Genomic DNA, 18273 nt, shown 5'->3' on the forward strand with positions numbered 1-18273 from the left:
CAATCATTTCAAGTTGATCTCGCTGAATAGAATCATGTTTAGAAAGCATCCTCATCACCTCAAGTTTTAATCCTTCAATTTTAAAACAAAAATGACTCCAGTCAAAAGTGTTCTATCTAAATGGTAAGACAAAGTTGATTGGAACGGAAGGTACGAGACTCCTGCGGGAAAAGCGCGTCTAGGGGAGACCCCGCAGGCAAAGCCGAGGAGGCTCCCCGACCGCCCGCGGAAAGCGAGTGCCTGGAGTGGAAATCAACGTCTAAATTGTACAGGCCATAAAAATAGACAAACTCGATTTTCATCGAGTTTGTCTACAGTCTGAGAGGATATCTTTGCCGATATCCTCTTTTTTTTACACAGGCTTTTTATAGAACATAATCACGATTGCACAAATCAAACCAGTACCTAAAAATGTTAACGCATAAACGGATGGTGACACGACCGTACCGAATGATACTTCATTTTGCAGCGCTCCATCATGATTCCAAGCATTAACGAGGTCTGGTTTATATTGGCTTGTTTTTAAGAATCCAATCAGCATCACACTGCAAATATATAAAGCATGAATGAAGAATGATGCGACGAATGCTTTAATAACAATCTTCATGATTCCACCTCCCTAACACCCTAATATTACCATACAGTAAAGAATGTTTGGTAGGATGGGAAAAACACCTTTATCCAATATGTTCTCTTTCTTTATAAGCCTTCATCATCTTTTGATGGGAGACTGGAAATGCCAACTCAGCCATCTCGGCTTCACTAACCCACTTGAGCTGGTTTTTCCGTAAGGTTCCTTCATCTATCATTTCCTTTACCTCTCCGATATACGTATCCACTTTCCAAACGAGATGTGAAAAAACATGTTCGATCCGTACAAGTGATTCCGTAATTTCCGGTTTGACTCCATACATTTCTTGAAAGCGATCCTCGTAAAACTCCCGCTTGGGCTGAAGGGGGGCATGGTTTTCGAAATTGGGATACTCCCATAGATTGGCAAGCAGACCAGAAGGTTCTCGCTTGTGTATGAGGAATTGACCTTTTTCATTTGTTAAAACAGCGGCCACAATGGGAACATCCCGCGTTTTTTTCTTTTGGATTTTCACCGGCAGTTCGGACTGGACACCGGCTTCGAATGCGAGACAATGACTTTGAACTGGACAGAGCAGACATGCCGGTTTCCCAGGCGTGCAGATTAATGCCCCTAGTTCCATCAAGGCTTGATTGAAGGCAGAAGTATGGTCATGATCGATCAGCTTTCTTACGGCCGCTTCAAATGTTTTTCTCGTCTTCGGCTTTGCAATGTCTTCATAGATCATTAATATACGGGATAATACGCGCATGACGTTCCCGTCGACTGCCGGTTCCGGTTTGCCATAGGCAATGCTCAGGATTGCACCAGCCGTATACGGGCCCACGCCCTTCAGTTTGGAGATCTCCCCTGGTTCATCCGGAACGATTCCGTTATAGGAAGCCCGTACTTCCCGAACGGCACTTTGCAGATTCCTTACACGCGAATAATATCCAAGCCCTTCCCACGCCTTCAAGATTTTCTCTTCATCGGCATCGGCAAAATCCTCAAGTGTGGGGAACCATTCCATGAATCGGTTGAAATAAGGAATGACCGTATCCACCCTCGTTTGCTGAAGCATGATTTCGGACACCCAAACACGGTATGGATCCTTATTTTTTCTCCATGGCAATTCCCGCTGTTCCTGCTGGAACCAGGAAACTAAATCTTGTTGAAAACCTTCTATATTTATTTTTTCTATTGTCGGGATCATTATTTCTTTCACATCAGTTCCTCCAAAAATGTTACACTCTAATCAAAATTGGGAATACCTATAGTAGGCATTCTTTTTTTACTATCATGTTCATATCCATTTAATTGTAAAGGCTCATAAAAATAAGTCAAAATTATATTCATTTGATGGTTATTATATAAATACGGTATGATGAAAGAAGACCATTTTTTTCAAATTGTGGCAGGGAGGTAGAATTTTTGGATACAGGTACTCACTTTGTCATGGGAATTGCTCTTGGAGGTCTTGCCACATTAGATCCTGTCATTGCGCAGGACCCAGTCACTGCAAGTGCAGTCATAGCTGGTACGATATTGGGCTCGCAGGCTCCGGATATCGACACCGTTTTAAAATTAAGGAATAACGCCGTATATATACGTAATCACCGTGGAATCACGCATTCCATTCCCGCTGTTTTACTTTGGCCTTTGATCATCAGCGGTGCGCTTTTCGCCATCATACCTGAAGCAAATTACCTTCATCTTTGGCTTTGGACCTTTTTAGCCGTATTTCTTCATGTATTCGTGGATATATTCAATGCATATGGGACACAGGCTCTAAGGCCGATTTCGTCTAAATGGGTAGCTTTAGGGGTCATCAATACATTTGATCCATTCATTTTTGGCATCCATGTTGCAGGACTGATATTGTGGGGCTTCGGATTTCCCCCGGGCTATTTATTCCTCGTGATCTACGGGATACTCGTCATTTATTATATCTCTCGATTCAGGGAACAGGCTTTTATTAAAAGGGCCGTTAAGCAGCAGATCCCTGGAGCGAGAAAAATCCTGTTATCACCGACGATGCGTTTTCACCGCTGGAAAATTGCCGTGATCACCGAAAAGAATTATTATGTGGCACGGGCAGATAATGGGTATGTGACCATCCTGGATACGTTCGATCGGGTGCCATTGCCTGAAAGTGAAATTCTTGAGGCCGCCAAAAAGGACATCAACCTTGCAGCCTTTCTGTCCTTTTCTCCAGTTTACCGTTTTGAAATCGAACAGATAAAAGAATATTATGAAGTTCGTTTCATTGACTTAAGGTACCGAAGCAATGGATATTATCCGTTTGTGGCAGTCGTCCATCTAGACAGCGATTTGAATATCTTGAATTCGTATACCGGCTGGATCTTTAGTGAAGCGAAGCTGCAGAAGAAATTGAATATCATTTTATAGCTGCGTACCATGCACAGTGAAAAAAGGCTGATCCCAGGAGTCGAACCCCTGGAATCAGCTTTTTTAATGCAGCCGATTCTGCTGATTTAATAAATGTTGATATTTAGGATTTTTTGCAATGAATTCGTGGAATTGCTCACCGTAATTATCAATCCAGGTTCTTACGACGCGTGACGTCATTTCTTCACCGGCGTATTCATGTCCAGCTTTTGCATAGGTCGCTTCGAAATCCTCCCATAATAATTCCACCCAAGTCAAAGCTTGTTCATACGTGATGTGGTCATTTTTCTCAAGCAGTATCTTGGTTAATCTTTCATGGTAATCATTCATTAGAAACACCTCATTGCCAATATTTTTACAGAATCAACTATATGGTCCATTACCCATACTAGTGATAAGCGGAAACGCTTCTTTCTTTAAACTGATGCTTGGAGGAGAACAACTTGCGAAATAAACAAAAAGGATTCCCCAACCAAAACAATAATAAATTTCAAGGCGAGCCTCGTGCACAAGCAAGATATGCTTCAAAACGTGCAGATGGAAGCATCAATACACACCCTCAGGAACGAATGAAAGCTTCCAACCAGCGATCGAATTGACAGTGTTTCAAAAGGAATCGGGATCATTTCCGGTTCCTTTATTTCAGCATCGAAATCGGCAGCGCCTCTTCCTTCCCACTGCCGCCCAGGCGGTAACCCCAGGCGAACACCCCATTCATATAGTCAATTTTGAAATAGACACCTGGATCGCCATCAATCTGATATATTTCACCTTTTTTAAAATCATCGGGATTCAGCAAATAGGCCTTCGCCATCGTCACTTTACGTTCCAATACAGAATACTCATTCACCATTCCCAATTGCTCAGCCTTTCTTGCTTTTTCAGTCAATGCTGCAATTTCCTGCTGCAGCTCATAGGCCGACAACTTGCTGTATCTTACGTCACTCATATATAGTGCTCCTTAATGAAATATTAATTTACCTCTATATTAAACAAAATTTCTTGTTTTGGCTAATGCTGTACTTAATCCAGGTCAGGACCGGAAAGGTATCGTTCAATCAATTCTATCGGAAAACCTTTTCGGTATAATGCCTGCTTCATTTTCTGATCATGTTCGAAGCTTTCAAGGTTTTTATAACGACGCTCCAATTTTTGCGCATGATGGCATAAGGAATCCCATTGTTCATCTTCATCCTTTTCCACTGTCACATCTTCAAGCGCTTCAAGGATGACTTCCCTCGGAAAACCTTTTCTTAATAAGGTTTGTTCAACCTTTTGCCTTAATGCCCGTTCCGAAATGTTTTTTTCCTTTTTAATTGATTTTCCGGCAAGTTTTCTTGCATGCTCTATTTGAAGATCAAAGGGGTATTCCTTCATGGCCTCGAGAACCAATTTTTCTGTTATTCCTTTTTCCTTTAGCTCAAGCTTTAAGGTAGTCGGGCCTTTATTGCCGCCATTCACATGTGTCCGTACATAAGCCTTTGCAAATTCAAGGTCATCCAAATAGTTAAAGCTATACAGCTTATAAATCGCTTCTTTGATAATCGGTTCTTCCGTATCCTTCTTTTTCAGATAAAGGCGAATTTCCGATTCCGATCTCATCCGGTATGATAAATAATGCAGGGCATCTGTAAATGCTTTTTGGATATCATCATGGAATTGTATTTCAGCCAGCAATAGGTCATCCAGTTCCGTACCCTTTTTCAATTGATATTTAAGTAAAACTTCTTCGTCCACGCTGAAGGCATATTTTTCATCAACGAATATGTTATATCGGTCTTTACGTTTTTTTTGGGTTGTTATTTTTGTTATATTCGGCATAAATTTCACCCCCACACCTACTTTACCCCTTTATTTGCCCCATTTCTATAAAAGCATGTCCAAAAATGAAAAAAGTACATCGGCATGGTAAAGTGAAGGAAAGACAGGGAAAGGAAGTGGTTTTCATGAAAATAGCCATTGCTGGTGGAAGCGGTTTTGTCGGCACAGCCCTTATTGACGAATTACTTAAAGAAAATCATGATTTATATATATTGACCCGTCATCCGGAAAAATACAAAAAACAGCCCAGGCTTCAATATATAGGCTGGCTGACCGAGAACGCAAAGCCCGAGGAACAGTTGGCGGGCCTTGATGGATTCATAAACCTAGCAGGTGAATCTTTAAATGACGGGCGTTGGACTCCTGAACGGAAAAGGAGAATTGTCGAGAGCAGGATTGATGCCTGCAAGGAGATGAACAGGATTCTTTCCACTCTGCCCAATAAGGTGTCTGTCATCATCAACGCCAGTGCAATAGGATATTATGGGATTTCAGACAAGGATGCCTTTATCGAATCATCTGAATCGATCGGTGATGATTTCTTGGCAAGGACTGTAAAGCTATGGGAAAAGGAAGCCGCTAAATCCCGGGCATACAGCAACAGGCTCGTCCTTACCAGATTTGGTGTGATTCTGGGCGAAAACGGAGGGGCATTGCCCATGATGGTCCTGCCTTATAAGCTTTTCGGCGGAGGAAGGCTTGGCAAGGGGAATCAGTGGCTTTCCTGGATTCATATTCAAGACGTGGTGCGGGCAATCTCCTTTTGCATCAGTGATCAGGGAACAGAGGGGCCAGTTAATTTCACGGCACCTACTCCCGTCCAAATGGATGCATTCGGTAAAACGATAGGTACAGTCATGCACCGGCCCCATTGGTTCCCTGTCCCCCCATTCATCCTGAAAACCGCACTGGGCGAAATGAGCATGATGGTGCTTGAAGGACAAAAAGTCCTTCCCGCAAAACTTAAAGAAGAAGGATTCACTTTTACCTTTCCATCCCTTAAAGAGGCTTTACAAGCTATCTTAAAAAAAGATTCTCACGTATGAAAGCTGCTTTTTAGGAAAAAATAGGGATATTAAGGTGAAATGGAGCTGATCTACATGTCCAAAAAACACGAAAAAGAAAAAAGTAACTTAACGAGCACCCAAGCCATTCTATATGCACGGGAATTTAAAAATGCAGATCGTGCCGGCGGCTTTAATGAGAAAAGATCACGCCGATAAGCTTGGTGCATTTTCCCGTACATGTTAATCGATTGTTCAACACAAAATAAGCAGGAGATGAAATTCATCTCCTGCTTATTTTTTAAATTTAGGGGGCGTAAACATGGGACGCAATAACATACATCATAATCGAGACAAAAATAAGCAAAAATTGCCGCAAGTTCCTAAAAACCTGAAAAGTGACGGACTTGACGTTGAATACTCTTCCGAACTGGCTGACCAGGAAGACATCAAAGCGCAAGCACGAGCAAATGAAGCGGATCGTCGAGCTCATAGTCGCCGCTGATCGTTTTAAAACATAGGGGCTATTTTAGCCCCTAACTTGTTCTTATCCACACCTTTTATCCACATCATTGTTAATATTGTGGATATATTCTGAAAATACTGATAAACAATAGGCATTATGACTTGCCTTACCAACAAGAAAATAATGTTATTTATGGATAACTCTGTGGATTATGTGGATAAAGGCGATATTCCTCTGTGCAGTCAGGATTTTAATTGTGGATAACTTTTAACTCCCCTTGCCCATATCGCCAAAGTTATTATTCACCGTTATCCAACTGGATTTGTTCCACACATTTAGAAATGGAGATTTCCCAACCCTTTGTCGTTAGCGATATTCTCCAGCTGTTTACGGAGCAGGAATTTTTGTATCTTGCCACTTGCATTTCGCGGCAGCTCTTCACAGAATATATATCTTCTCGGTCGTTTATAATTAGCTAGTGCATCACTTTCCTTACACCAGTTTTCTAAATCGAGTTCCGTTAACCCGGAACCTTTCGCTACGATGAACGCCGTTACCGTTTCCCCCCATTTTTCATTCGGTTGACCGAGTACCGCACAGTCGAACACTTGAGGATGCCCATGAAGTGTATCTTCCACTTCCCGCGGGTACACATTTTCACCCCCGGAAATGATCATGTCATCCACTCGGTCCTTCACCCACAAATATCCATCTTCATCCAGGTAACCAATATCACCGGAATGGTACCAGCCCTTATAAAGCGCTTTTTCCGTCTCCGCATCCTTTCGAAAATAGCCTTGCATGATACATGGACCCTTCACAAGAATTTCGCCCGTTTGCCCTGGCTCCAATACTTCCTCTGGCTCCGATGGCCCGTCATCATTGGGGCGGACAATGATGATTTCATGTTCCGGACATGGCTTGCCGGCAGAGCCCGCTTTCCTTATTTGATCATCTTCCATCAGGAGAGTGATGGCTGGCCCCATTTCAGTCATTCCATATGCTTGGATGAACTGGATTCCCAGCTTTTCCTGACAAGCATATACAAGCGATGGCGCCATTGGAGCAGCTCCATATAGCCCTAGCTTCAGGCTCTGGAATTTATACTCGGCCAGGTTTTCCTGAATGATCATGTTCCACATCGTAGGCGCAGCGAATAACTTGGTGATCCCCTCTGACTCAACTAGCTCCATCACCTTTTTCGGATTGAACTGGTGGAGGATGACATTCATCGCTCCAACCTGTACGCGAGGTAAAAAGCAACAATGCAGTTCGGCACAATGAAACATCGGTGCAGTGATCAAACCTATATCGGATCGTTCATAATGAAGGGCCTCGCTTAAAATCGCAGCATGTTTGACCATATCTTTATGTAGGTGAATGACCCCTTTCGGACGCCCCGTCGTCCCACTCGTATACATGATGGCATAAACATCATCCTCATGAACCTCCACTTCGGCCGGCTGAGATGAAACGCAGGCCAATTTTTGGCGGTAGCCTTTCGCATACCCCGGCACATCATCATCAATGTACCAGAAACCCGTTTCCGGGAATCGCTTTTCAATAGCCGCAACCACTGCTTCCAATTCACGTTCGAATAAAACGACTTTTGGTGCTGCATCATTTAAAATGAAGGCCACTTCTTCCGGCATGAGGCGGAAGTTGATTGGATTGAAGATTGCGCCGATTTTTGCGCAGGCAAAGAAGGCAGTGGCAAGCTCTTCATTGTTGTAGAGGTACGTGGAGACTCTGTCGCCTTTTCGAACGCCTTCCGCCTGCAAGGCAGCCGCCAACCGATTCACCTGGTCATTCCACTGAATATACGTGTAGCGGATATTTCTTCTCACGTCGTAGATAGCCTCTTTAATGGGGAATTTCTGAACGGTCTGATCAAAGATATTTTTAATCGTTACTGACATATCATTTCCTCCTCAATTAAGCCACCCCTCAACAGAACGAGCTCTTACGTCAGTCTGGCGATAGTCGGCTGTTTCACTTTTTCAGCTTGCCTTTCGTGTAAATGACCCATGTTCATGACCGCAGGCTTCATTTCAATCCAATCTTTCAATGATCGTGGCGTTGGCCATCCCATGTCCCTCACACATTGTTTGCAGCCCATAGCGCCCGCCTGTCCTTTCCAGCTCATGAATCATCGATACCATGATCCGCGCACCACTGCCACCAAGAGGATGTCCTAAGGCAATTGCCCCGCCATTGGGATTCAGCTTCTTCGGATCCGCCCCGGTTTCTTTAAGCCACGCAATCGGTACAGGAGCAAAAGCCTCATTCACTTCAAAAATATCGATATCATCAATGGAAAGTCCCGCTTTTTCCAATGCTTTTTGTGTGGCGGGGATCGGTCCGGTCAGCATCAGCGTGGGATCTGAGCCGACAACGACCCTCGTATGCACCTTAAATCGTGGTTTCAAGCCAAGTTCTTCGGCTTTACTGCGCTCCATCAATAATAAAGCGGCGGCACCATCACTGATTTGACTTGAGTTGCCTGCGTGAATTAACCCATTTTCTTGAAAAACGGGCTTCAGGCCTGAGAGTACTTCCAGAGTAGTTCCGCTTCTAGGACCTTGATCCTCCGTAACTTCAAGATGATTCCCTTCTTTATCGGTACCGATAACGGAAATCATTTCACGTTCGAAATGTCCTTCTTTTTGAGCACGTATCGCTTTGGCATGGCTCGTAACGGAAAATTGATCGCAATCCTCCCGTGTGATCCCCCACTTCTTTGCTATCCTTTCAGCAGATATCCCTTGGTTGATCACCTCATAGCTGTCCGAATACTTTTGACTCGTTGTTGCCCCTTGGTAATTCGAACCCATTGGGACTCGGGACATGTTTTCGACCCCGCCCGCCACTACTACATCCATATCCCCCGACAAGATGGCCTGGGAAGCAAAATGAACGGCCTGTTGACTTGAGCCGCATTGACGATCGATTGTCGTTCCCGGCACCTCAATCGGATACCCGGCAATCAATGCAGCAACCCGAGCTATATCGCCAGCCTGCTCCCCAGACTGTGAAACGCATCCTAAAATGACATCATCGACAAGGGCAGGATCAATATCCACTTTTTCCATGAGCTTCTTCAATACTTCCCCTGCCAGATCATCCGGGCGAATGTCTTTCAAGACACCGTTCCGTCTGCCTACTGGAGTCCGAATCCCTTCTACGATAACCACTTCGCGCATATGCACTCTCCCCCTCCATATCCTGTTTTCCTTTAAAGGCCAAGATTTTTAGCGATGATTTTCTTCATGATTTCATTTGTTCCCGCATAGATGCTAGCCACTGGAATGTCCCTGTACCTTCTGGCAATCTTGTACTCCTCCATATATCCATAGCCGCCGTGAAGCTGCATGCATTCAATGGATATTTTTCTGGCGGTCTCGGTCAAGCGCCATTTTGCCATCGACACCTCTGTGACGACCTGTTCCCCCGCCATATGGTTGGAGATCAATTGATCAAGGAAAGCACGGCCCATTTTAATTTCAGTTGCCATTTCGGCAATCTTAAATTGAGTATTTTGAAATTGGCTTACGGATTTTCCGAATGCTTCCCTGCTTTTTACATATTCAATCGTATCGTCAAGCATATCCTCTGATGCCGTTTGGGCACAAATGGCTACGACAAGGCGTTCCTGCTGCAATTTTTCCATTAAATATGTAAAACCCTTACCTTCTTCACCAAGCAGATTTTCTTTCGGCACCCGGCAATCCTCAAAAATAAGTTCAGCTGTATCCTGACTGTGCAAACCAAGCTTCTTCAGTTTTCTCCCTCTTGAAAAACCTGGTGTATCCCTTTCAACCACGACCAAGCTTACGCCTTTGTGCTTCGGAACCGCATTGGGATCCGTTTTGCATGCCACGATGACGAGATCCGAATGAATGCCATTGGTGATGAATGTCTTTTGCCCGTTCAAAATGTAATGATCTCCATCCAAAATCGCCGTCGTTTTGATATTGGCCAAGTCAGAGCCTGTTCCAGGTTCCGTCATGGCAATGGCCGTAATGATTTCCCCTGTTGTACATTTTGGAAGCCAGCGCTGCTTCTGCCATTCATTCCCATAGGCAGTGATATACGGAACAGTAATGTCACTGTGAAGCCCGAAACCAATGAAACCAGAACCAACCCTTTCGAGTTCTTCATTAATTATGACCGCAAATCCCCAATCCCCCCCGGAACCCCCAAACTCTTCTCCAAGGTCGGGACATAAAAAGCCATGCTCACCCATTTTCATCCAAAATGACCGAGGAATGATTCGTTCTTCCTCCCAGCGCTCATAGTTTGGGATCGCTTCTTTTTCTAAAAACTTTCGGAATGATTTTCGAAAAATCTCATGCTCTTCATTCAAATATGGATGTTTCATCTTGTCTATCTCCTTTGTTTGCTTTATGATTTCTCCCTTTCCTTTGGAGGAAGGTTTTTTTCAAGATTAATAGGGTCCCGACACTTACCTAGGCGACATCCGGATGGCCCCATCCAGCCTAATCGTTTCTCCATTCAGCATCGGATTCGTTATGATGCTTTCCGTAAGTTTTGCATACTCATCGGGATATCCCAGCCGCGGAGGAAACGGCACGGTTTTTCCAAGGGACACCCTCGCTTCTTCAGGCAATGAGTCGAACATTGGTGTATGGAACAAGCCCGGTGCTATCGATACGACACGGACCCCCTTTGTGGCAAGCTCCCTGGCAATCGGCAAAGTCATTCCAACCACTCCTCCTTTGGAGGCACTATAGGCGGCTTGTCCTATCTGCCCTTCAAAGGCAGCTACCGATGCAGTATTGATGATCACCCCGCGTTCGCCGTCTTGGTTCGGTTCATTTTCGACCATTTTTTGGGCAGCCAGACGGATCACATTGAATGTACCGATCAAATTGATAGCTACCACTTTTGAGAACGCTTCCAATTCATGTGCGCCTTCTCTGCCGATGACCTTCCGCGCTATCGCAACGCCTGCACAATTGATGACCGTATTAATGCTCCCGAATCTTTCCATGCCTTTTTCCAACGCTCTGCTTACACTCTCTTCACTCGTTACATCCGTCATGACAAACAGGACTGAATTTCCCAATTCCTGCTCCATTTTTTCCCCATTTACTTCCGAGAGATCGAGGATGACCGCTTTTCCACCTTTTTTAATGATATTTCTTACAGCTGCCGCTCCGAGTCCTGAAGCTCCTCCTGTCACTGCTGCAATGGTTTTTTGAATATCCAAATACCTCACCTCATTCGTTTCGTCTAGAATATATATTCATCTTTTTCCATCATCAAAACCTAATTTCCATATTAAATTTGTGACCTGACCAGGTTTTCGTTCATTTTCAAGTCATGAAGGTTTTTATTGAATCCTTGGATCATCTGTTCAAAATCCTCTTTCAATTCATTCAACTCTTTAATGCGCTCATTTATTTCGTGTAATTTCTGTCCTGCCGTGTCAATCGTTTTTTCCAATTGCTTGATGCCTGTCCTGTCCTCATCAAACAAAAGGACAATATCCTTTATTTCCGCTAACGAGAACCCATATTTTTTTCCACGCATGATGATTTTGAGTTGGGCATACTCTTTCTTTCCATACGCCCTTTTTCCTGATTCTGTACGTTTTGGCTTTAGCATGCCTAGTTCCTCATAATACCGGAGCGTCCTTGTCGTCAATTCGAATTCTTGCGCTAACTCAGAAATGGTGTACATGTTAAAACCACACTTTACAAAGGGATTATTTACCTTTATCTTATCATTGACGTTAACGTAAACTTCAATAAATATTCACAAAACTTATACTATATGAAACGATATGGAAGATTCAACCTGATATACTAGGGGTATATTCATTATATAGAAGGGAAGGATTATCATGATTTGTTCAAAAATATTAGTAGCTTATGATGAGTCTGAATTGGCACTTAAATCTTTAGAAAAGGCGATAGAGTTAGCGAAGCTTGATCCGGCCATTGAAGTGCAGGTGCTTCACGCTGTTACACTACCGATCAAATCAAATATTTACGGCAATGCCTTTCAGGAAATAGAAGAATCGATGCGCAAATATGGCAATGAAGTGATAGGAAAAGCGGAAGCCCTATTATCGGAAATTCCGAATGCTTCCCAAACATTTGTCGTCGAGGGATCTGCCATCACGGCCTTATTGGAACATGCAAAATCCCATAACTGTGACCTTATCATCATGGGCAGCCGCGGATTAAGCGGATTCAAGGAATTCCTCGGCAGCGTGAGCCATTACATCGTTCAGCATTCGTCTGTGCCTGTCCTATTAGTTAAATAAAAAGGGATGGGGTGACATATAGTAAGAAGCTGGGTTCCTTAGGAGTCCAGCTTTTTTTGATCCGCTTGTTTTACAAACACTTCCGCTTCCAGGTAAAATGAAGGTACTTTTAATGAGGATAACAGGTGAAGCAATGGATATTAAACATTTACAATATTTTATTGAGGTAACTAATTTTAATAATTTCACTCGGGCAGCCGATCATTTATTCATTACACAGCCAGCCATCAGCAAAATGATTAAAAACCTTGAAATCGAGCTGGGCGTCGAGCTTTTTGATCGTTCGCGCAAGCAATTGATTCTGACCGATGCTGGCAGGGTTGTCTTGGAGCAGGCAAAGTTGATTGATAAAGCCTTTCGAAACCTGGAAACGGCAGTGGACAATTTGCTAGGCTTGAAAAAGGGACATATTCGCATCGGATTGCCCCCCATCATCGACGCTTCTTTCTTTCCCCAGATTCTTAGCCGGTTTCATGAGCAATATCCCAATATAACCTTTCAGTTAGTGGAGGATGGTTCAAAGAAAATTGAAGAGTCCGTCCAAAAGGACCAAATAGATATAGGCGTGATCGTCCTGCCGACCAACACCTCACTTTTCCACCATTTTTCTTTTTTGGAAGAAGACATTAACTTGATTGTGTACCCTTCCCATCCATTTGCCAATCGGCAAGAAATCGATTTGGCCGAGCTGGAAAACGAGTCCTTCATCTTATTCAACAAAGATTACGTCCTCCGGGATCTTATCATTTCTTCCTGTAGTGAGGCCGGCTTTTCTCCACATATCGTCACGGAAAGCTCACGCTGGGATTTCATCGAAGAAATGGTTTACTGCAAGCTTGGCGTTGCTCTTTTACCTGAAAGCTTGTGCCGGCATGATGAACGCGTGAGGTCGATAAAGGTTAAACAACCATCCATTAGCTGGAAGCTTGGCTTCATTTGGAGCAAGGACCATTACCTTTCATACGCCGCAAAAGAATGGCTGAAATATACGAAGGAAGCGCTCAACAATAAGGAGTGAAATGAAGGTGACCCAAACGGTGTAAGCACTACCATAGATGCAAGTTATGGAAACGATAACATCTAACCATTTTACATGCGTATCGCCCAGGGGTAGACTTGATAAGAGTCAAAGGCCGTTCATGCTATGGAAACGAATTTTTTAAGAAAGGAGTAAGAAATATATGATCACTTTATCTAGTGTCGATGAGTTACGGGCAACCGAAGCCGCGCTTAGGAAAATTAAATATTCATACCCCGAATTATTTAATAAATTATTCCATGTCGTTGCCTTAACACGAACACTGCAATTTAAATATCATTTTATGGGCACATTACTCATGGATGAAAATTATAACGAATACACCCCTGAATTCGTTACGCCCTCCGTTACCGATTTATATAAAGAGGAAGTTCAAAAGTTAAAGAATGATCCTGATTTCCACATCTTACTTCAGATTTTCACCAACAGTAAAAACATTGGCTACGCCAAAATCAGTATGCTGGTGCTCGGTAAAAGTCCTGAATCGCTTTTAGGCGCTTCAACAATAAAATGAAGCGCCCGTAGGTTCTTCCGAAAAAGACCATCCTTAATGGAGGTTTTTTTTCTTTGCTTAATCTTAGAGCACCTTGCTTAGAAAGGCTCTAGTTCGCTCCTGCTGCGGATGATTAAAAATCTCGCTGGGAATGTTTTCTTCAATGATATATCCTTCATCCATGAAGATCACCCGATCACCAACTTCTTTTGCGAATCCCATTTCATGGGTCACGACCACCATCGTCATCCCTTCCTTTGCCAGCTGCTTCATTACCTCAAGCACTTCACCGACCATTTCGGGATCAAGAGCCGAGGTCGGCTCGTCGAATAACATGATTTTTGGCTCCATTGCCAGCGCCCTCGCAATGGCCACACGCTGCTTTTGTCCCCCCGATAATGAATCCGGATACGCATTTGCCTTTTCGGCAAGACCCACTTTCTTAAGCAGGTCCTTCCCTCTTTGCGCTGCCTGTTCTTTCGAAACCTTGCGTACCTTTAAAGGTGCGAGCATGATGTTCTCAATGACCGTCTTATGTGGAAATAAGTTGAAATGCTGAAAGACCATGCCAACTTCAGTTCGGACTTTATTGATATTGACCTTCTTGTCCGTCGTATCCAGACCTTCGATCAAAATATGTCCTGCCGTAATCGTTTCCAATTGATTGATACACCGGAGAAAAGTTGATTTACCCGATCCGGAAGGCCCGATTACCACAACCACTTCCTGTGGGGAAACGATTGCATTGACATTTTTCAATACTTCATTCTCCCCGAAGGATTTCTTAAGATTCTCGATTTTGATCATCCTGTTTTCAACCTTCTTTCGAGTCTATTTAATACGAAGCTTAAAATGAGGGTCAGGAATAAATAAATGAAGGCACACGCCAGATACGGCTCCCACACTTTAAAGTACTGGCTTCCCATCGCTTTTCCCCAATACATTAACTCTGGGGCTGCAATGACACATAATAAGGAGGAATCCTTTAATAACACGATGAACTCATTGCCGAGCGGCGGGATCATCCTTTTGAAGGCTTGGGGCAATATAACATGGACCATCGTTTGGGTATGGGTCATTCCCAAGGAACGGGATCCCTCCAATTGCCCTTTATCGATGGATTGAATGCCCGCACGGAATATTTCCGCGATATATGCCGCTGCATTTAAAGATAAAGCAATGACACCGGCGGCTACAGCATTCGTTTCCCCAGTAAATAAGGGCACGATGCCGAAATGAATCAAAAAGATTTGCACTAAAAGCGGGGTCCCGCGAAAAACCGTGACATAACAGTAAAATGGGAATGCAAGCGCTTTGTTTTGCATGATTTTTCCTAGTCCGATCAATAAACCTAAAAAAGTTCCGATCAGGATGGATGAAACCGACAGCCCAATAGTAAGTAATGTACCTTTCAATAAGAAAGGAGCATATTCAAAAATAATATCCCAGCGAAAACTCATTCCATTCCCCTCCTAAAGGCCAAAAAAACTGCGTAACTTCACACGTAAAGTTACGCAATCTTTTTCTATCTACTTTTTTATTGTTGTGCTTTCAATGTTTCCATATCTGGATCGGTACCAAACCATTCTTTATATATTTCTGCATATTTCCCGTTTTCATAAACGGCATTTACCGCTTTATCGAACTCCGCTTTCAATTCACTGCCTTTTGGAAACATAAGGCCGTAGAATTCCTCTTTGAAGGCTTTGCTATCTTCGACGACTTTGAGTTTCTGATCGGGGTTATTTTTCACATATTCCTCAACGACCGTATTATCAGCTACGACCGCTGCCGCTCCCCCTTGTAACAGTTCCTGGATTGCCAGGTTATTATTTTCGAATTTCTTGATATTCTTATTATTTTCCCCAATGAGCTTCTCCACTGCCGCCTGACCAGTTGTGCCAGTCTGTACGGCAATGACCTTACCTTTCAGCTCACTGCCGGACTTTATATTACTTTTCTCTGGAACGAGAATCTTGTTTGTTGATAAGAAATATGGAACGGAAAAATCATACGTTTGTTTTCTTTTGTCATTTACTGTAATGGCAGAAACCGCGACATCCGCCCTTTTCTCTTCGATTTCAACGAAAATCGGATCCCAGCCTATACTTTCCACTTTAGGTTCATAACCAGCTTCTTTAGCCACGGCAGTGATGAAATCAACATCGAATCCTACAACCTTATCGCCTTCAAGGAATTCAAATGGAGCATAATTGGCGTCCGTCACGATCCTGAGTGTTTTCCCTTCTGACCCTTCTTCCTTACCCGTTGTCGAAACCTCTTTATCCTTGCCGCATCCCGCCAAGATGAGTAACAAAGATAACATGGTAAACATTAAAAAAGAAACCTTCTTCAACATAAATCCCCTTCTCTCTCGTAAACTCTCTCTTTAAAGAAAACAGATAAATCAAACTTTAGAGAACATTCAGTATTTTCATTTAAAAGTATTATACGTTTATTTGTTTTTTTATGCAATAAAAAGTCGGTAAATAACTTTCCTGAAATAAATTTTTAATCAATTAACTCGTTAAACCAAGCAAGCGAATATCCACCAAAAGGTCAACCTTTCGATTTTGCCTCGTATAAAGCATGATTAGATATTATATTAAAAACAAATAGAGCCCGCATTTTAACATTTCAGACAAAAAAAAGCAGCGGCCGGTATGGCTGGCGCTGCTTACAAGATTTTATGGTGCTTGCTCTTTCACCTCTTCTATATCCAGCATATCCAACAGGAAGATGAAAATCGGTATCCCGATGATCAAGCCCCATATCCCAAGGAAATGCTCGGAAAACAACAAGATGATGAACGTGAAAAACGTTGGGAGATTCGTCTTTGCCGACATGAATTTCGGGTTCAAAATATAGCTTTCAATCGCATGGATCACAACGATCATGATCAGCACCGCAATCACTTTTGGCATGCCTCCGATGCTATAGGCAATCATGCTAAGAGGGACGAGGGAAATGATGACCCCTGCTACCGGAATCAAACCGAGAAAGAATATCATGATTCCTAGACCGAGCAACTGCGGAAAGCCAAGGATCCATAAGAATGTTACTGATAGCACTGCATTCGTAATGGCTATCAAGAACTGTACCTCAATTACTTTTCCGAATGAATTAACGAATTTAACGCCGAAGTGCCCCAAGTTTATGAAGAACGATTTAAATTTGGCCCGCTTGAATTTAGAAGTGAAGCGGATGATTTTATCTTTTTCCAATAAGAAAAAGAGGCTAAGCAACATGGAAATGAAAATCTGAAATGCGAGTTTACCGAAATCGGATATATAAAGATAGAGTGTATTCATCTGTTTTTGAAGATCGAGCGGCGACTCAAGCTCGTTCATTATATCTATGGCGTATTGAATGACCCTACTATCTGGTGGATGTTGAAAGAAGAAGACGATCTGCGTGACTAATTCCGTGAATTGGAGCGTGATGACCGGTAAATATTTGTAAAGAACGATGGCTAAACAGGATACGACAACGACATATAAAAAACTTATAACAACTTTAGAGTTGATATACATCACTTTATTAAGCCGAATCATGATAAATTGCTCCAGCCTCCCCATAAGAAAGGTGAAAACAAATGTAAATAAGACAATATTAACCATACTTCCGATGCTTACTAAAAAGAGGACCAACACTAATAATGTAATTAACCTAGAAAAACCTTCACTTTGTAAATACTCTTTTACCACTTACCTATCTCCTAACTACCATTCTGCCGTGATAATTCCTTCTACCTCTTATTTTACACGGAATGGAGGGATTCTACTACAATTACATACCATTGACAACAAAATTTTTTGAATGATCAGTTAGTCCTATGCCAGCTACATGGATGAACTAAAAAAACACCTGCCGTTTCGGCAAGTGCTAATCTTCATCCTTCACATCAATATCTTCTGGAATTGGTTCATTATAATAGTCAGCCAATTGCTTCTTATATTTCTCCATTTGTTCAAGATGTGTATTGAATTGCTCTTTGAAAATCAAATGCTGTTCACCGTCATGAACGGTGCGAATTTTGTTTTGAGCGACCAAGCTTTCGATATAAGATTCCGGCATCGATAAATATTCCGCAGTCTCTTTTACTGTCAAGTACATGCCTTCACCCCTTTTCCTTCTAACTATACTAGATTGCGGGCATTATTTGAAGTGCTGGC

The 18273-nt window shown here is 42.9% G+C and carries 23 protein-coding genes; 8 read left to right on the top strand and 15 right to left on the bottom strand.

The features are described 5' to 3' along the window. Positions 1–352 precede the first annotated feature (352 nt). Both AS888_RS12590 and mutY read right to left on the bottom strand, forming a co-directional pair. Positions 353–607 (bottom strand): hypothetical protein, encoded by a 255-nt coding sequence (locus tag AS888_RS12590; protein WP_061142492.1) that lies wholly within the window; start codon positions 605–607, stop codon positions 353–355. 70 nt (positions 608–677) lie between these two features. Further along, positions 678–1796 (bottom strand): A/G-specific adenine glycosylase, encoded by a 1119-nt coding sequence (gene mutY, locus AS888_RS12595; RefSeq protein ID WP_061142493.1) that lies wholly within the window; start codon positions 1794–1796, stop codon positions 678–680. Positions 1797–2002: 206 nt separating this feature from the next. Between mutY and AS888_RS12600 the strand changes: the two genes are divergently transcribed. Then, the gene (locus AS888_RS12600; protein ID WP_061142494.1) at positions 2003–2980 is read left to right on the top strand and encodes a metal-dependent hydrolase; all 978 of its coding nucleotides are present in this window, start codon (positions 2003–2005) and stop codon (positions 2978–2980) included. A 63-nt stretch (positions 2981–3043) separates the two neighbouring features. Here the strand turns inward: AS888_RS12600 and AS888_RS12605 are convergent, their stop codons facing one another. Beyond that, positions 3044–3310 (bottom strand): YfhJ family protein, encoded by a 267-nt coding sequence (locus AS888_RS12605; protein WP_061142495.1) that lies wholly within the window; start codon positions 3308–3310, stop codon positions 3044–3046. A gap of 113 nt (positions 3311–3423) precedes the next feature. Here AS888_RS12605 and AS888_RS12610 point away from each other — a divergent pair, with 113 nt between their 5' ends. Then, complete coding sequence (locus AS888_RS12610; protein WP_061142496.1) at positions 3424–3579, top strand: small, acid-soluble spore protein K; 156 nt, start codon at positions 3424–3426, stop codon at positions 3577–3579. A gap of 38 nt (positions 3580–3617) precedes the next feature. On the opposite strand, the gene AS888_RS12615 is transcribed toward AS888_RS12610, so the two are convergent. Together AS888_RS12615 and recX are read right to left on the bottom strand one after the other, a co-directional pair. Beyond that, positions 3618–3929 (bottom strand): YfhH family protein, encoded by a 312-nt coding sequence (locus tag AS888_RS12615; protein ID WP_034305394.1) that lies wholly within the window; start codon positions 3927–3929, stop codon positions 3618–3620. A 74-nt stretch (positions 3930–4003) separates the two neighbouring features. Beyond that, a complete protein-coding gene (gene recX / locus AS888_RS12620; RefSeq protein WP_061142497.1) occupies positions 4004–4801 on the bottom strand; it encodes a recombination regulator RecX in 798 nt (265 codons plus the stop codon). Between the two features lie 125 nt (positions 4802–4926). On the opposite strand from recX, the gene AS888_RS12625 reads away from it, so the two are divergent. The 3 genes from AS888_RS12625 to AS888_RS12630 all read left to right on the top strand — a co-directional run bounded on the left by AS888_RS12625 (position 4927) and on the right by AS888_RS12630 (position 6310). Continuing rightward, positions 4927–5847, top strand: a complete 921-nt coding sequence (locus tag AS888_RS12625) for a TIGR01777 family oxidoreductase (protein WP_061142498.1) — start codon at positions 4927–4929, stop codon at positions 5845–5847. Positions 5848–5901: 54 nt separating this feature from the next. Next, entirely contained in the window at positions 5902–6024 is a 123-nt protein-coding gene (locus AS888_RS25085) for a YfhE family protein (protein WP_100533519.1), read from the top strand. Positions 6025–6127: 103 nt separating this feature from the next. After that, complete coding sequence (locus tag AS888_RS12630) at positions 6128–6310, top strand: YfhD family protein (RefSeq protein ID WP_061142499.1); 183 nt, start codon at positions 6128–6130, stop codon at positions 6308–6310. 296 nt (positions 6311–6606) lie between these two features. On the opposite strand, the gene AS888_RS12635 is transcribed toward AS888_RS12630, so the two are convergent. The 5 genes from AS888_RS12635 to AS888_RS12655 all read right to left on the bottom strand — a co-directional run bounded on the left by AS888_RS12635 (position 6607) and on the right by AS888_RS12655 (position 11977). After that, the gene (locus AS888_RS12635) at positions 6607–8190 is read right to left on the bottom strand and encodes a fatty acid--CoA ligase (RefSeq protein ID WP_061142500.1); all 1584 of its coding nucleotides are present in this window, start codon (positions 8188–8190) and stop codon (positions 6607–6609) included. A gap of 132 nt (positions 8191–8322) precedes the next feature. Beyond that, on the bottom strand, positions 8323–9474 hold the full coding sequence (locus AS888_RS12640; RefSeq protein ID WP_061142501.1) for a thiolase family protein: 1152 nt from the start codon (positions 9472–9474) through the stop codon (positions 8323–8325). Between the two features lie 32 nt (positions 9475–9506). After that, entirely contained in the window at positions 9507–10652 is a 1146-nt protein-coding gene (locus AS888_RS12645) for an acyl-CoA dehydrogenase family protein (protein ID WP_061142502.1), read from the bottom strand. Positions 10653–10736: 84 nt separating this feature from the next. Beyond that, positions 10737–11504 (bottom strand): 3-hydroxyacyl-CoA dehydrogenase, encoded by a 768-nt coding sequence (locus tag AS888_RS12650; RefSeq protein WP_061142503.1) that lies wholly within the window; start codon positions 11502–11504, stop codon positions 10737–10739. Between the two features lie 71 nt (positions 11505–11575). Beyond that, the gene (locus AS888_RS12655; protein ID WP_061142504.1) at positions 11576–11977 is read right to left on the bottom strand and encodes a MerR family transcriptional regulator; all 402 of its coding nucleotides are present in this window, start codon (positions 11975–11977) and stop codon (positions 11576–11578) included. 163 nt (positions 11978–12140) lie between these two features. On the opposite strand from AS888_RS12655, the gene AS888_RS12660 reads away from it, so the two are divergent. The 3 genes from AS888_RS12660 (at position 12141) to AS888_RS12670 (ending at position 14119) form a co-directional block, all read left to right on the top strand. After that, positions 12141–12566 (top strand): universal stress protein, encoded by a 426-nt coding sequence (locus AS888_RS12660; protein ID WP_061142505.1) that lies wholly within the window; start codon positions 12141–12143, stop codon positions 12564–12566. A gap of 133 nt (positions 12567–12699) precedes the next feature. Beyond that, a complete protein-coding gene (gene cidR, locus AS888_RS12665; RefSeq protein ID WP_061142527.1) occupies positions 12700–13584 on the top strand; it encodes a cidABC operon transcriptional activator CidR in 885 nt (294 codons plus the stop codon). Positions 13585–13747: 163 nt separating this feature from the next. Then, positions 13748–14119: a hypothetical protein gene (locus tag AS888_RS12670; RefSeq protein ID WP_061142506.1), complete on the top strand. Its 372-nt coding sequence runs from the start codon at positions 13748–13750 to the stop codon at positions 14117–14119. Positions 14120–14182: 63 nt separating this feature from the next. On the opposite strand, the gene AS888_RS12675 is transcribed toward AS888_RS12670, so the two are convergent. The 5 genes from AS888_RS12675 to AS888_RS12695 form a co-directional block, all read right to left on the bottom strand. Further along, complete coding sequence (locus tag AS888_RS12675; RefSeq protein WP_061142507.1) at positions 14183–14905, bottom strand: amino acid ABC transporter ATP-binding protein; 723 nt, start codon at positions 14903–14905, stop codon at positions 14183–14185. Continuing rightward, positions 14902–15558: an amino acid ABC transporter permease gene (locus AS888_RS12680; RefSeq protein ID WP_061142508.1), complete on the bottom strand. Its 657-nt coding sequence runs from the start codon at positions 15556–15558 to the stop codon at positions 14902–14904. Before AS888_RS12680 ends, AS888_RS12675 begins: the two co-directional genes overlap by 4 nt. A gap of 77 nt (positions 15559–15635) precedes the next feature. Then, on the bottom strand, positions 15636–16454 hold the full coding sequence (locus tag AS888_RS12685; RefSeq protein ID WP_061142528.1) for a basic amino acid ABC transporter substrate-binding protein: 819 nt from the start codon (positions 16452–16454) through the stop codon (positions 15636–15638). A gap of 331 nt (positions 16455–16785) precedes the next feature. After that, on the bottom strand, positions 16786–17805 hold the full coding sequence (locus tag AS888_RS12690; protein ID WP_061142509.1) for an AI-2E family transporter: 1020 nt from the start codon (positions 17803–17805) through the stop codon (positions 16786–16788). 178 nt (positions 17806–17983) lie between these two features. Beyond that, positions 17984–18214 carry an excisionase family DNA-binding protein gene (locus AS888_RS12695; protein WP_057914527.1) on the bottom strand — a complete coding sequence of 77 codons (231 nt, stop codon included), beginning with the start codon at positions 18212–18214 and terminating at the stop codon, positions 17984–17986. Positions 18215–18273 lie beyond the last annotated feature (59 nt).

It is taken from the genome of Peribacillus simplex (assembly GCF_001542915.1).
Lineage (GTDB): Bacteria > Bacillota > Bacilli > Bacillales > DSM-1321 > Peribacillus > Peribacillus simplex_B.